Here is a 15085-nt window from a genome sequence, read left to right as displayed (position 1 = left end):
CTGTATTTCGCTCAATAAAAAACCGCGCGTTTCTTGATGAAATCGCGCGGTTTTTTATTACTCACACAAAGTGAACACTTACTTGAGGCTTTGGAACACCAGCGTTGCGTTAGTGCCGCCGAAGCCAAAGCTGTTAGACATGACACGCTTAAGCTTCACGTTATCTTGACGCTTGAGCACAATAGGCATGCCCTGCGCTTCATCATCAAGGGTTTCGATATTGGCAGACGCACAGATGAAGTCATTATTCATCATCAACAGGCTGTATATAGCCTCCTGCACACCGGTAGCACCAAGACTGTGGCCTGTAAGAGACTTAGTCGAGCTGATCGCAGGAATCTTGTCACCAAAGGTAGCCTTGATCGCCTTGAGTTCTGCCAAATCACCCACGGGTGTTGAGGTGCCGTGAGAGTTGATGTAATCAATCTCACCCTCAACCGTGGCCAACGCTTGCTTCATACAGCGGATCGCGCCTTCACCTGAAGGGGCAACCATGTCGTAGCCGTCAGAGTTGGCCCCATAGCCGACGATTTCGCCGTATATTTTCGCGCCGCGCGCTTTGGCGTGCTCGTATTCTTCAATCACCAAGCAACCGCCGCCGCCTGCAATCACAAAACCATCGCGGTTAGCGTCATAGGCACGTGAAGCTTGGTCGGGAGTTTCATTGTATTTAGTGGAGAGCGCACCCATGGCATCAAACAAGCAGGTTAGGGTCCAATGCTCTTCTTCACCGCCGCCCGCAAAAACGATGTCCTGCTTACCGAGTTGAATTTGTTCTACAGCAACGCCGATACAGTGGGCACTGGTAGCACACGCAGAGGATATGGAGTAATTAACGCCTTTAATCTTAAAGGGAGTTGCCAAACAAGCTGAGGTGGTACTGCCCATGGTTTGGGTAACGCGATAAGGCCCAACACGCTTTAAGCCTTTTTCGCGCAGTATATCGGCCGCTTCTATAAGGTTCTTGGAGGACGCACCACCAGAGCCCATTACAATACCTGTGCGCTCATTAGAGACCTGCTCTTCAGTGAGGCCCGCATCGGCAATAGATTGCTGCATGGAAATATAAGCATAGGCCGCAGCATCACCCATAAAGCGCAATACTTTACGGTCAATCAATTCAGTCAAATTAATATCAATCGAACCTGCAACATGGCTGCGAAACCCCATTTCTTTGTAGGTTTCTTGGAATTTGATACCTGAGCGACCGGTGCGCAAGGCATCCAATACTGTCTCTTGATCATTGCCCAAGCAGGACACAATTCCCATACCGGTAACAACAACGCGCTTCATAGGCTACCTCTCTTAATATTTTTTTGCAGCGCCTGAACAGCAATCTTGGAGCAGAAGGTTTGGCGTGACGTGATAATAGGGCTGCATTATGCCATACAACCTATGGCTGCAGCCCTATAGGATTAGAAACTATCGGTATTTTGGAACAGACCAACACGTAAATCAGAGGCGAAATAGATGTCTTTGCCATCGCAAGAAACGCGACCATCGGCGATGCCCATAATCAGCTTGCGCTCTATGACACGCTTAAGATTGATGTGATAAGTGATCTTTTTAGCGGTAGGCAGAATTTGACCCGTAAACTTCACTTCGCCACATCCAAGCGCGCGACCGCGACCAGCGTTGCCCTTCCAACCGAGAAAGAAACCCACCAACTGCCACATAGCATCAAGGCCCAAGCAGCCTGGCATCACAGGGTCACCCGGAAAATGGCAGGCGAAGAACCAAAGGTCAGGATTAATATCCAACTCCGCCACAATTTCACCCTTACCGAATTCACCGCCGGTTTGGCTGATGTGTACTACGCGGTCAAGCATAAGCATATTGGGCACAGGCAATTGTGCATTACCTGGGCCAAACAAACGGCCATTACCGCACTCAATGAGTTCTTCGCGGCTGTAGGAACTTTGGGGTTCAAAGGTGAAAGTCATGGAATTCACTCAATAGTTAAGATGCGAGTGCGACGGACAATCCGCCGCGCAAAGGGCGCCATTCTAACCGCTGTGGCTGAGTTGTCCAGCCTGAGGGGCAATTGGTCAGAGCTGTGCGCCGCAGATGTAACCTTTAGAAGCTATACGCTCGTGAAAATCAAAAACTGCGCGCCAAGGAAAACTCGGCCAATTCTTTCATCGCAGCGGTGTAGCGGTTATCCGGCAGGCAGGCCAGCTGCACAATAGCATCGGCGACCTGCTGCTTAGCGCAATCGAGGGTGTAAGTCATGCCGCCCGTGGCTTGCACTATCGCCAATATAGCCGGCAACTGGCTTGCATCGCCATTGCGTATGGCTGTGGCGATCAACTCTGCTTGCTCGGGAGTGCCGGTGCGCATAGCGTGGATTAAGGGTAGCGTGGGCTTGCCTTCGGCCAAGTCGTCACCCACATTTTTACCGAGAGTAGCGGCATCACCAGTGTAATCCAACGCATCATCCACCAGCTGAAAGGCAACGCCCACATGTTGACCGTAGCGGCGTAGCGCCTCGCGCTGCGCAGGGTTTGCACCGCAAGCCACGGCGGCCACTTCACAGGCGGCAGCAAAGAGAATGGCCGTTTTTTTGTCGATAACCTGAAAGTAGTTAGCTTCCGATATTTCTGGATTCTTGGCATTCACCAGCTGCTGCACTTCGCCTTCGGCGATCACATTGGTGGTAGTACTCATAATCGCCATAACATCCATGCTGCCAATGCTGACCATCATTTGAAAAGCGCGCGAGTAAAGGAAGTCGCCCACCAAAACACTGGGGGCGTTGCCCCACTGGGCGTTGGCCGTCGGGCGGCCGCGCCTCAGGCTCGACACATCCACCACATCATCGTGCAGCAGTGTGGCGGTATGAATGAATTCGATGATAGTCGCCAGCTCTTGATGTTGCTTGCCGCTGTAACCCAAGGCATTAGCCGTGAGCAATACCAACAGCGGGCGCAAGCGTTTGCCGCCCGCCTCAACCAAGTAGTGGCCGATGTTTTCTACCAGATCCACATCCGAGTGAAGCTTATCGATGATCAATTGATTGACGGCAGCGAAGTCGTCTTTAACGGCGTGATGAAATGGCAGCATGGTCGGTTCTTATTAGTGAGATAGCAGTTAAAAGAAAGTGGGCGCAATCCTAGCAGTGAGGGCCTGAGAGTCAAGGAAAAACGACCCTGAACCTTGCCGTCACCTTAACTGAAAAGCAACTCGTTGGCGTTTAACCAATGCAGCGTGAGCGGCTGAGCGTGACCAGCCTGCTCATTATTAACACTGACAGCCAAGGCACACTCGTAGCTGCCCGCAACGCGGGTTTGCACAAATTGCCAAGCAGCAGAAGTCTGGTTAAGCTCGGGCGCAAAGCTTACCGCAACATCGGTAGACTCTGGCTTCAGCGTAAAGCATGCTCGCTCTAACCCCATAACAATCCCACCGCCAAGAGCCTTGAAAAACGCCTCCTTGAGGGTCCAGAGGCGAAAAAATTCGCAGGCCATTTGCGCCTCATTCAATCGACGGAGATAGGCAAACTCCGCGGGATGATAATAACGTTCAGCCAGATCCAACAACTCACGCGGCCGTTCTCCCCCCTCTATATCAACCCCCAGCAGCGGCTGCAGACCAATCGCCAAGATCGCAAGTTTGCCACTATGGCTTAGGTTAAATGCCAGCGGCTGCCCCCTATAATCGCCCAGCGCCAAGGATGGTTTACCCGCTGCGCTGATCACAAAACACAAAGCGGCGGGATCAATACCCGTGTAATAACTCAGCGCGCGCCGCAGCAAAATACGCGTAGCGACATGTTCGCGGTCGCCGCGCACAAACCGCCGTGCCCGCGCCATCTCATCTGCAGTTAGCAACGCACGCTGAGCATCAAGTTGCGCATCATCAATGGCCGCCATATCCAACAACCACAGTTGCACAGCACCCGCAGTGAGGGGCACTAAAGGCATAAATTCGGGGGGATCAAGGTTAAACATAGCGGCAATCTATCGAGAACGTGCGTCTAGTCTAGCGATTATTCGGCACAGTTCCTATTTCGGCTTTGCCTCTATGGGTTAAATCAGCGACAATCCGCGCCCTTAAATTTTTTCAACATCCCATTCAACTTAACATTCGAGATCGAACTCAAGTTTGAATTCAAATATCCAGCGGAGCCACTATGCACGTTTCTCAAGATACCGTTGTCAGTTTTCACTACCGCCTAAGCGAAACCGGCGGTGAGTTACTCGAAGACTCTCACGACACAGAACCCACGCTCTATTTGCACGGCCACAACAACTTGCTTGCTGCTTTAGAAGATGCACTAAACGGCAAGCAAGTCGGCGACAAAACCACTATCAGCCTAACGCCAGAACAAGGCTACGGTTTACGCAAAGAAGGCGCAGTACAGCGTATCCCGCTGAAGCATTTGGTGGACTACAGCAAAATCAAAAACAAACTTAAGCCAGGCATGCAAGTTTCCGTGAACACATCTAACGGCCCTTGGAATGCAATCGTACTGAAAGTGGGTAAATTTAATGTCGACATCGACAGCAATCACCCTCTTGCTGGCAAAAGCCTTGATTTCGAATTAGACGTAATCGACGTGCGCGATGCCACAGCAGAAGAGCTAGCCCACGGCCACGCCCACGGCGCTGGCGGCCATCACCACGACTAAGCGCTGTACACCGAGCCAAAATAAAAACGCCGCTGCGCTTAATGCCTGCGGCGTTTTTTGTGAGCAGTGATTAAGCCCTTCTGAATAGCCAGCCTTAAGACTTCCCTAATAATGGATTAAGCCCGCTCTAAGCCTAGAGCTGCATCATGGTGCCAACTTACACTCAATGAGCAATCCATCATGCTAAAAGATTCCACCGTTACGGGAGCGAACTGCTCGCCCAGCTTGATCAACAAAGTCGCAGAAGTTAGCGCTGTCTTTTGGATCATCAAAATACTCTCCACCACCATGGGTGAAACCGGCGCAGATTATTTAATTTTTAAATTGCATTGGGGGCTGTGGCTCACTTCGACGTTTATGGGCACGCTCTTAGTCGTGGCACTCATCGCACAATTACACAGCAAGCGCTATCACCACTGGCTCTACTGGCTGACCGTCGTCTTGGTAAGTATTTTTGGAACGCTCATTACTGACAACCTAACCGACCACCTGCATGTACCGCTCTGGCTCTCGTCGCTGGCATTTAGCCTGCTGCTGATGGCAACGTTTTATATTTGGCATCAACAAGAGCACACCCTTTCTATCGCCACGATTAACACCCGTCGCCGCGAAATATTTTATTGGCTCGCTATTCTTACCACCTTCGCACTGGGCACAGCGGTGGGTGACTGGGTCGCTGAAGACATGGATTGGGGCTACAAGATTGCGGCTTACCTATTTGGCTTGTTAATTTTTCTCACCGCTATAGCGCGCGTTGGTTTTAAAGCGAATGCCGTTCTGTGTTTTTGGGCTGCCTACATACTTACACGGCCGCTGGGCGCTTCGCTAGGGGATTATCTATCCCACTCAGTCAAGAAGGGCGGCATGGGTTTCGGCACCACGAATACCAGCTTAATATTTTTAATGATTATTATTGTGCTCGTTACATACCTAACCATGAAAGATAAACATCTCGTCACGACGCCGCTAAAACCCTAAACCACATAACAAAAAATCCCGCAGGAATACAGCTGCGGGATTTTTTGAATAAGCCAAGATTAGACCTTGCGGGACGTCGGATCAAGGCTATACCAATGTTCAAGCTTCAAACCAATCAAACGATAAATTGCCTCAGGCAAATCGCCGCGCACCTTTTCAATATCGCGCGTGACGCGAGCGTGACTAATCGCTCCCTGCACATACTGCTGCATTAAACGCGCTAGCTGCTCAGCATCTTTTACCGGATGCAAATAACCGCCACCTTCCAAATTGCGCACCAAGGCTAAATTGTACTTGGCACCGCGCTCCGTCATGAGCTGCAAGGTTTCCGTGATACGCACATCGCCGCAGCCTGATTGCATTCCCGCATTAAAAAAAGCACACCCGGGAATTCGATCTTTATCAGTGCCAATTTTGTTGGAGTAGATAAATTGAATCCAATTTTCTAACTGCTCCAGCGGTGTGTTCATGGGCGATAACAAGGCATCAACTTCTTGGCGAATATTTTCCCAGTGGTAATCGGTCGCCTCACAAAACAGCTCAGCCTTGGATTCAAAATGGTGATAAAAACTGCCCTTAGTCACCCCCGCCTGCTTGCAGATCTCGTTAACACCGATGGAGTTGTAATTACTGTTCCAAATCAGCTCAAGGGCGGTCTGCAAAAGCAATGTGCGGGTATCTGTCGGTGACATGTTTGGGGCAATCTCTCAAAGTTTGTGTGGGCATTATGATACCGCTTGGTATGTTTATCAATCGGCGAGAACGCGACCTATGTTTAAAACCATGATTATTCGCCCTTCAGCGGCACCGCACAATAATACGGAAGCCGTTGATTTCATTAGCGTCCAAGCCGATACACAGCCTGTTTAATTCGCCGTCATAAAAACGCCACAAAAAATCCATTGACCGGCATACCGACCGGTATGTATAGTTCGACCCACAGCTGAGCACTAAGTTCATAGCGTTCAATTCAACCCTATTCCGTTCTTTGCCATTGCCCTGACCACGCAAGGGAACACTTTAATTATTGCCTTATCTCAAGGCAGCAGGAGATTTACATGACCTCGCTTCGTTTATCCCGCTTCAATTCACGCGCCCTGCACTACAGCACTGTCGCCATACTCATTGGTTTGGCGAGTTTTTATTACACGCGCCCTGCAGATGCCGCTGCGCCGGCCGCCGTACCACCTGCGCCCGCAGTAGATGTGATGGTGGTTACCCCGCAAACCATACGTACCTGGGTGAGCTTTTCTGGGCGCCTCACCCCCGTGGAGAGCGCGGCTATTAAACCCTTGGCGAGCGGCGCGATTCAGCAAGTATTGTTTACCGAAGGCCAGCAGGTTAAAAAAGGACAGGCATTATTTCTGATCGACCCACGCGCGCATCAAGCGTCGGTGGCGCGCGCGCAAGCACAGTTGGCGACAGCGCAATCGCGCGCCAAGCTAGCGGATGATGAGCTAAATCGTTCGCGTCAATTGATCAGCGCTAAGCTCATTTCCCAAAGTATCTTTGACTCAGCATTAAGTGCCCAGCAAGTGGCCGCAGCGGAGATTAAGCAAGCCCAAGCCGCATTGAGCCAAGCGCAGTTAGATTTAGAGTATGCCCATATCAGTGCGCCCATCAGCGGTCGCGTGAGTCGCGCTGAGCTGACGACAGGCAACGTAGTGGAAGCGGGAGCCAATGCACCACTGCTGACTGAAATTGTCGCCACCGACAAACTCTATGCAGAATTTAATGTTGATGAAGCGACCTATATCGACGTTGTGCGCAACACCCCGAACACTCAAGCCATGCCCGTGGAACTCAGCCTAGCAAGTGAAGCCAGTGTGACTTACGAAGGACACATTACCGCTTTTGATAATCGCCTCGATACCAACAGCGGCACCATTCGTGCGCGCGCGCTGTTCGACAACCGCGACGGAGCCCTAACCGCTGGAATGTTTGCCACTGTGCGCATGGGGTCTGCCGAAAAAGTAGAAGCGCTATTAGTACCTGAGCGCGCTATAGGCACCAATCAAAGTAAAAAATATGTCCTTGTGGTGGATGACAAAAATACTGCCAACTATCGCGAAATCACCTTAGGCGATCACTATCAAGGTCAGCGTTTGGTCCTGAGCGGTATTCAAGCGGGCGATAAAGTCGTGGTGAATGGTTTATCGCATGTGCGGCCCAATTCCGTGGTCAACCCCAGTGTTGCGCAGCTCGACACCAACGGTAAAACCATTGCCGCCAATCTTTAAACCCAGCAGCATTTATCACCAAAAGCATCTAGCACAAGCTACATCCCTAAACACATTGTTACGACTCAGTCAGTGCCGCGTGGCACTGACTGGCTCCACGCTCATCTTTGCTTTTTTATTATTTATTAACAGCGCCATTTTTTAAGCAGGCTCATCATGAACATATCCAAATTTTTTGTGGATCGCCCTATCTTCGCCGGCGTTATTTCTCTGCTAATTTTCATTGCAGGATTTATCGCCATGTTTCAATTACCCATTTCAGAATATCCCGAGGTGTCGCCGCCCTCCGTGGTAGTCAATGCATCCTACCCCGGCGCTAACCCCAAGGTAATTGCAGAAACCGTTGCAACGCCCTTGGAAGAACAACTCGCCGGCACTGAAAACATGCTCTACATGTTTTCACAAGCGACGACAGACGGCCGCCTTACTCTAACGGTGACCTTTAAAATTGGCACCAATGCCGATCTCGCGCAACAGATGGTACAGAATCGCATTTCCCAAGCCTTACCGCGCCTGCCAGAAGTTACGCGTCAACGCGGCGTGACCGTGGTAAAAAGTTCGCCCGATTTAACCATGGTGGTGCATTTAATTTCGCCCGACAAAACCTACGACGAACTTTATCTGCGCAACTACGCACTCATGAATATCAAAGATGAATTAGCAAAGGTACCCGGTGTGGGCATGGTGCGGCTGTTCGGCTCGGGCGACTATGCCATGCGCATTTGGATGAACCCTGAAAAAATTGCCGAAAAAAATCTCACCGCAAATGATGTAGTCAGCGCAATTCGCGAACAAAATGTGCAGGTTGCCGCAGGTATGATCGGCGGCGCACCGGTCACAAATTTGGTTGATGTACAACTGCCGATTAACGCGAAAGGTCGCTTAGACAACCCCGAAGAATTTGGCGAAATTATCATTCGCGCCGGTCGCAACGGTGAAATAACTCGCCTAAAAGATGTCGCACGTATAGAGCTTGGGGCATCAGAATTTAGCTTGAATTCGATGCTCGACGGTCAACCCGCGGTGGCGATTCCCATCTTTCAAGCACCCGGTGCCAATGCTATTCAAATTTCGGACAATGTGCGCGCCACCATGGCGGAGCTGAAAGACCGCTTCCCCGCCGGCGTTGATTATCATGTTGTTTACGACCCGACCATTTTTGTAAAAAGCTCCATTAAAGCCGTTATCAAAACGCTACTGGAAGCACTGGCATTGGTCGTGCTAGTAGTGATTTTGTTTTTGCAAACCTGGCGCGCCTCGATCATTCCACTGCTCGCAGTACCCGTTTCGATTGTGGGCACCTTTTCCCTGATGTGGGCCTTTGGCTTCTCGATAAATACCCTCTCGCTATTTGGCTTGGTATTGGCTATCGGCATAGTGGTGGATGACGCAATCGTCGTGGTCGAAAATGTTGAGCGCAATATTGAAGATGGACTCACCCCTTTAGAAGCCACTTACAAAGCCATGCGCGAAGTAAGCGGGCCGATCATTGCCATTTCACTCACGCTGATTGCCGTCTTTGTACCCATTGCCTTTGTCAGTGGTTTAACGGGGCAATTTTACAAACAGTTTGCACTCACAATTGCAATTTCAACAGTCATCTCGGCAATAAACTCTTTAACACTCAGCCCCGCACTGGCCGCACTCCTACTAAAAAGCCACGACGCACCTAAAGACCGTTTGACGCGCATTATGGATAAACTCTTTGGCCGCTTTTTTGCGTGGTTTAATCGCAGTTTTAAACGCGCCTCAGGCAACTATTCCACCAAAGTCGGCAAGTTGCTGGGCCGTAAAACAGCAGGCCTTGTGGTTTACGCCTTACTACTGGGTATTGCGGCGGTGGAGTTTAATATTATCCCCAAAGGTTTTGTGCCCGCGCAGGACAAACAATATCTCATCGCCTTTGCACAGCTACCCGATGGCGCAACCCTTAAGCGCACTGAAGATGTCATTCGCGAAATGGGCGCTATAGGTTTGGCTGAGGCAGGCGTTGAAAATGCCGTACAGTTTCCCGGTTTGAGCATCAATGGCTTTACCAATAGCTCCAGTGCGGGCATTGTTTTCTTTCCGCTTAAATCCTTTGAAGAACGCACCAGTAAAGATCTCTCAGCCGGTGCAATTGCGCATAAATTACAAATGAAATTCGGCGGCATTGAAGAGGCATTTATCGCAATATTCCCACCGCCGCCCGTACGCGGTTTGGGCACCACCGGTGGATTTAAGTTACAAATAGAAGATCGCGCAGGCTTGGGTTATGAAAAGCTGGCAGAGGTTGTGCAACAAGTGCAACAAAAAGCGATGCAGCGACCTGAACTCGCCAGTGTTTTTTCCAACTATAAAATTAATGTGCCGCAGCTCTATGCCGATTTAGATCGAACCAAAGCCAAACAACTTGGGCTGAATATCAAAGACGTATTCGATACCATGCAAATTTATTTGGGTTCGCTTTACGTCAATGATTTCAATCAATTTGGCCGCACCTACCAAGTCATTGCGCAAGCAGATGCCGAATATCGCAACACACCTGCCGATGCGCTGAATTTAAAAGTGCGCAACACCCAAGGCGATATGGTGCCGCTCGGCGCAGTATTGAGCATTGAAGAAAGCTACGGCCCTGAAAGCGCAGCCCATTACAACGGCTATTTGGCGGCGGATTTAAACGGCAATGCCGCACCCGGTTATTCCAGCGGTCAAGCGCAGGATGCCATCACCGAAATTCTGGAAGAAACACTGCCAAGCGGCATCGTATTTGAGTGGACGGATTTAACCTACCAAGAAGTTCTTGCAGGCAATACCGCCATGTATATCTTGCCGCTGTGTTTACTGTTGGTATTTTTAGTGCTCGCGGCGCAGTACGAAAGCCTCGCGCTACCGCTGGTAGTGGTAACCATAGTGCCGCTGTCCATTTTGGCCGCACTGTTTGGAGTTTGGATCAGCAAGGGCGACAATAATATTTTTACCCAGGTGAGTTTGTTTGTACTCGCTGGGCTCGCCAGTAAAAATGCAATTTTAATTGTGGAGTTTGCGCGCGAATTAGAACAGCGCGGCATGGCCACCTATGAAGCGGCTATCACCGCCAGCCGTATGCGTTTACGTCCAATTTTGATGACATCCTTCGCGTTTATTATGGGTGTACTGCCCATGGTGTTCGCTACTGGTGCGGGCGCAGAGATGCGCAGCGTTATGGGCATCGCGGTCTTCTCGGGCATGCTCGGCGTCACCTTCTTTGGCTTGTTTTTCACCCCGATGTTTTATGTGTTACTGCGTAAGCTGGAAGGTAAGCGCGTTTATAAAGTTGAAGGTAAAAATGCTTTTGTAGAAGGCGGAGTAGATATGCCAGTGCCTAACGAGACCGCAAAGAGCGAGAGCCATAAGGAGCTATCACTGTGAAAAACACCATGAAATTTGTCGGCGTATTCAGCCTTGCGCTGATGCCACTGCTGATCACAGGTTGCAGTAATTTTAAAAGTGCTGCAGCGCTGCGCGCCGGTGCGCAGCTACCAGAAACACCTACCGAATTTGTGCTGCCAAATTCTGCACAACAGCAGCAGCCAGTCATTGAATGGTGGGCACAATTTAATGATGCTCAACTTAATGGTTTGGTGAAACAATCGCTCATGCACAATCGCACCATTCATATTGCGCAAGCGTCACTAGCCGAGTCGCGCGCTTATGTACGCACCAGCAAATTGGATTTTTACCCCACCGTAGACGCCAACCTCAGTGCAACACGCCAACGGCAGAGTGGCGATATTAGCGGCACAACAAATGCGCGCATCAGTGAAAGTTACCAAACGGGGTTTGATGCAAGCTGGGAACTAGATGTATTTGGTCGGGTGCGCAATGGCGTGCGCCTAAGCCGCGCACAAGAAGCCGCACGCCATGCCGACCTACAAGCGGCACAACTGAGTGTGGGCGCTGAAGTAGCCGCAGCCTATATCAGCTTGCGCGGTTATCAATATCTCTTAGCCGTGGCCGAGCAAAATGCTCACAACCAATTAGAAAGTTTACAATTGGCGCAGCGCTTTGCCGATGTGGGTCGCGGCGATCAATTAGATGTAGCGCGCGCACAGGCGCAGCTGGAGTTAACGCGCGCAACCGTGCCGAGTATTTCAGCTCAAGTAAATACCGCACTCAATCGTCTCAGCGTGTTAACCGGAAGCGCAACACCAGCATTAAAAACCTCATTGGCACAAGCGCAGCCGCTGCCCAACCTACCCGCTTCTTTCGCGGTAGGTGCGCCGCGTGATATGTTGCAGCGGCGGCCCGATATTCGCCGCGCAGAACAAGCTCTCATAGCGGCTACCGCCGATTACAATATTCGCGTGGCAGATTTGTACCCCAGCATCAGCTTTAGCGGCGGCCTCGGTTATCTCTCCAGCGACTGGACTCGTTTGGGCGATGCCAATACCGATACTTTTTTATTCGCTCCAAAAATTCATTGGGCGGCGTTTAATCTAGGCCGTGTTAACGCGCAAATCGCCGCCGCTGACGCACGTACTCAGGTGCGCATTGCAGAGTTTGAACAACAGGTGCTCATTGCCTTAGAAGAAGCAGATAATAGCCTGCAAAATTTCACCCGCGAAGAGCAGCGCCGCGCTGGTTTACAATTGGCGGCAAAAGCCAGTCATCAGGCGGCGGAAATAGCGCGCAAAAAGTTTGAGCTCGGCAGCAGCGATTTCCTCAGCGTATTAGATGCCGAGCGCGCGCAATTAGACATCAGCGCTCAGCTCGCCCAAAGCGATATGCAGGTGCTGTTAAATTTAGTCGCTATTTATAAAGCCTTAGGCGGCGGATGGGAGCTAGCAGCACAAGAGCAGGTTTCAGCGCGCAACTAGCACCCGCTCGACTCTCTTTTTGTTTACGACTGCCCGACACAGCTTTCACTGCAGTGCTCGGGCTTTTTGATTTACGCTATTTAGCATTTCTTTGTATTAAAATGCCCAGACACTTACAGGAGCTACTATGAGCAGCACACAAATTAATTGCCCCCACTGCTTTTCTACTAATCGCCTGCCAACGGATCGTTTGAGCGACAAACCACAATGCGGCAAATGTAAAAAGTCGCTCTTTGTAGGCAAGCCAATCGTATTGAACCCAGGCAACGTAAACCCTACCTTGGATAAAAATGAGATTCCGGTGCTAGTCGATTGCTGGGCGCCTTGGTGCGGCCCCTGTAAAAGTTTTGCTCCCGTATTTGAACAGGCAGCCGCCGCATTTGAGCCTAAATTACGCTTGGCAAAACTGGATACTGAGGCCGTGCCTAGCATTGCGCAGCGCTGGAATATTCGCAGTATTCCCACATTGATTTTATTTAAGGGCGGCAAAGAAGTGCAGCGGGTGTCGGGGGCTATGTCACTGCCGCAATTACAACAGTGGCTAAAGCAGCAAGGTGTTCTCTAGACAAACGGCCACTGAATAAAGTGGCCGTTGTTATTGGGTAGGGATTAACACAGGCTATCGCAAAAACCGCATCAAAACCTGGCAGTAACCGCTAATTCAATGCAGGCAATTGAATATTAAAACAGGTGCCCGCCTCAGGGCTGGACGTGACTGCCATCTGGCCCTGATGATGCTCCGTGACGATGAAGAAGGAATATGACATACGCTGCTCTGCTGGGCAGCCATCGGGGCTTGCGGCCAAAGCGAAGTATGGTTCGAAAATATCTTGCTGCTGCGCTGCGCTAAGCGCTATGCCATTGTGCTGCACCTTAATCCACGGCGATCCATAAAAGTCGCCAATTTGAATTTTAATCGCAGGGCTGACAACTGCGTGATGATTCAGCGCATGGAACGCCTGACGCAGCAAGCGCAAAAAAACTTGCTGCAATTCAGACGCAACACAGGGCACAGCGGGAATATTCGCTGAGTAGTCGCGACTAATGCTGATTTTCTCAAAGCTCAGCCCTTCTGCATCGGTAAAGAGACTCGCCGCCAACTCAATACTCTGATCCATAATCTGCGGCAATTCTGCCGGTTGTTTTTTCTCGCGATGACTATTCGCCAAAGCCAAAAGATTATTGATGATGCGTGAGGCTTGCGATCCACTCTCTTGAAAGATACTGAGCGCAGCTAGAATCTCATCTTTGGTAACACCCAACTCACGCGCCCGCAACTGCTGCTCGGCATTGTGCAAGGAGGTCATAATTGACTGCAGGGGCAAATTTATATCGTAAGCCATAGCAGAGGTTAACTCGCCCATAGCGGAGAGTTTGTCGCGCTCAGCCAATTTGTTTTCCGCTTTAATTTGCTTGGTGACATCGTTCACCAAGATCACCAAGCCGCCATCATTTTTATCTTTTAGCGCATACACCGTAATATCAAAATAATACTGACCGCGCTGGCTGTGCTTAAAGGTCAGGGTTTCGCCCGTTGCTAATACTTGCTCAAGCTGCTCTTGGGTGAGGGTAATAGCAGGATAAGCCTGCCAAATTTTTTGCCCCAAAATACTCGCGATAGGACGACCCGTGATCGTTTCCGCCATGCGATTCCACTGAGTGATTTCCAATTTACTATTAAGCCCCATCAACATCAGCGGCATAGAATTCACAATGCTGGCGATATAGGCCTCGCGGCTTTGCAGCTGCGCCGATGCCTCTTCTAAGGATGCCGTACGGCGGGCAACACGCTCTTCCAGCGTATTTTTAATATCGGTGAGTTCGCGATTTGAGCGCGTGGCGCGGCGATTGGCGAACCACAGCATGAGCGCAACGATTAACAGCAAAATAATAAATATACTGGCCGAAAAGTTGGCGATGTGCTGCCACTTGGTACTGCCATCAGGATTTTTGAACGGAGGAGGATTGGCGCCTAGGGCATGCAGGCTAAGCAGAGCCTGAGTAACAATAATCAATAAAATGGCGGAGATTTTTTTCATAGAAGTCAGGTCGCTTAGCGATATTCGAGGCGTGATAACAAGCTAGCGCCGCTAGCAGGTTGCTCAGTTTACACCGAAATAGGCCCGCAGCAGCTGAAAAGTATGGCAACAATAAATAGTGGTGCCATCCGCGCGCGCGCCAAGCTATTCCAAGCATTGCCAATATAATTGATTTCATGGCGATCTTTGCATTTCTTAGCGCAACTGTCAGGCCGAAACACTCACTTTTGGTTGCCACATGGCAGCATGCATGCTTAAATCTGGTAATACCAAAAAAAAGAAAGCGGTTAGACGATTAAGTTAAACGCCAGAATAAGGAAGGTACACATCAGTACCAAGGTATAACACCTGCGTTCATCG

12 protein-coding genes are annotated in these 15085 nt (G+C 50.3%); 6 read left to right on the top strand and 6 right to left on the bottom strand.

The window, feature by feature from the left end; translation table 11 throughout:
* Window positions 1-78: 78 nt before the first annotated feature.
* From fabB to AC0KUT_RS03820, 4 genes are all read right to left on the bottom strand, one after another.
* On the bottom strand, window positions 79-1293 hold the full coding sequence (gene fabB, locus AC0KUT_RS03835) for a beta-ketoacyl-ACP synthase I (protein ID WP_488833638.1): 1215 nt from the start codon (window positions 1291-1293) through the stop codon (window positions 79-81).
* Between the two features lie 122 nt (window positions 1294-1415).
* Window positions 1416-1943 (bottom strand): 3-hydroxyacyl-[acyl-carrier-protein] dehydratase FabA, encoded by a 528-nt coding sequence (gene fabA, locus AC0KUT_RS03830; protein ID WP_488833636.1) that lies wholly within the window; start codon window positions 1941-1943, stop codon window positions 1416-1418.
* A 157-nt stretch (window positions 1944-2100) separates the two neighbouring features.
* A complete protein-coding gene (locus AC0KUT_RS03825; RefSeq protein ID WP_488833634.1) occupies window positions 2101-3063 on the bottom strand; it encodes a polyprenyl synthetase family protein in 963 nt (320 codons plus the stop codon).
* A gap of 104 nt (window positions 3064-3167) precedes the next feature.
* Window positions 3168-3950, bottom strand: coding sequence for a 4'-phosphopantetheinyl transferase family protein (locus AC0KUT_RS03820; RefSeq protein ID WP_488833632.1), 783 nt, complete (start codon window positions 3948-3950; stop codon window positions 3168-3170).
* Between the two features lie 182 nt (window positions 3951-4132).
* Here AC0KUT_RS03820 and AC0KUT_RS03815 point away from each other — a divergent pair, with 182 nt between their 5' ends.
* Entirely contained in the window at window positions 4133-4630 is a 498-nt protein-coding gene (locus tag AC0KUT_RS03815) for an FKBP-type peptidyl-prolyl cis-trans isomerase (RefSeq protein ID WP_488833630.1), read from the top strand.
* A 180-nt stretch (window positions 4631-4810) separates the two neighbouring features.
* A complete protein-coding gene (locus AC0KUT_RS03810) occupies window positions 4811-5608 on the top strand; it encodes a COG4705 family protein (RefSeq protein WP_488833627.1) in 798 nt (265 codons plus the stop codon).
* 59 nt (window positions 5609-5667) lie between these two features.
* On the opposite strand, the gene AC0KUT_RS03805 is transcribed toward AC0KUT_RS03810, so the two are convergent.
* Complete coding sequence (locus tag AC0KUT_RS03805) at window positions 5668-6300, bottom strand: TetR/AcrR family transcriptional regulator (RefSeq protein ID WP_488833625.1); 633 nt, start codon at window positions 6298-6300, stop codon at window positions 5668-5670.
* 366 nt (window positions 6301-6666) lie between these two features.
* Between AC0KUT_RS03805 and AC0KUT_RS03800 the strand changes: the two genes are divergently transcribed.
* From AC0KUT_RS03800 to trxC, 4 genes are all read left to right on the top strand, one after another.
* Window positions 6667-7848 (top strand): efflux RND transporter periplasmic adaptor subunit, encoded by a 1182-nt coding sequence (locus AC0KUT_RS03800; RefSeq protein ID WP_488833624.1) that lies wholly within the window; start codon window positions 6667-6669, stop codon window positions 7846-7848.
* Between the two features lie 156 nt (window positions 7849-8004).
* The gene (locus AC0KUT_RS03795; protein ID WP_488833622.1) at window positions 8005-11238 is read left to right on the top strand and encodes an efflux RND transporter permease subunit; all 3234 of its coding nucleotides are present in this window, start codon (window positions 8005-8007) and stop codon (window positions 11236-11238) included.
* The gene (locus tag AC0KUT_RS03790; RefSeq protein WP_488833620.1) at window positions 11235-12686 is read left to right on the top strand and encodes an efflux transporter outer membrane subunit; all 1452 of its coding nucleotides are present in this window, start codon (window positions 11235-11237) and stop codon (window positions 12684-12686) included. Before AC0KUT_RS03795 ends, AC0KUT_RS03790 begins: the two co-directional genes overlap by 4 nt.
* A gap of 127 nt (window positions 12687-12813) precedes the next feature.
* Complete coding sequence (gene trxC / locus AC0KUT_RS03785) at window positions 12814-13251, top strand: thioredoxin TrxC (RefSeq protein WP_488833618.1); 438 nt, start codon at window positions 12814-12816, stop codon at window positions 13249-13251.
* Between the two features lie 91 nt (window positions 13252-13342).
* On the opposite strand, the gene AC0KUT_RS03780 is transcribed toward trxC, so the two are convergent.
* The gene (locus AC0KUT_RS03780) at window positions 13343-14725 is read right to left on the bottom strand and encodes a two-component system sensor histidine kinase NtrB (RefSeq protein ID WP_488833616.1); all 1383 of its coding nucleotides are present in this window, start codon (window positions 14723-14725) and stop codon (window positions 13343-13345) included.
* Between the last annotated feature and the right edge of the window lie 360 nt (window positions 14726-15085).

Source organism: Cellvibrio sp. 25HG11W-0, assembly GCF_057815475.1.
This window is presented reverse-complemented; position numbering and strand designations above follow the sequence as displayed.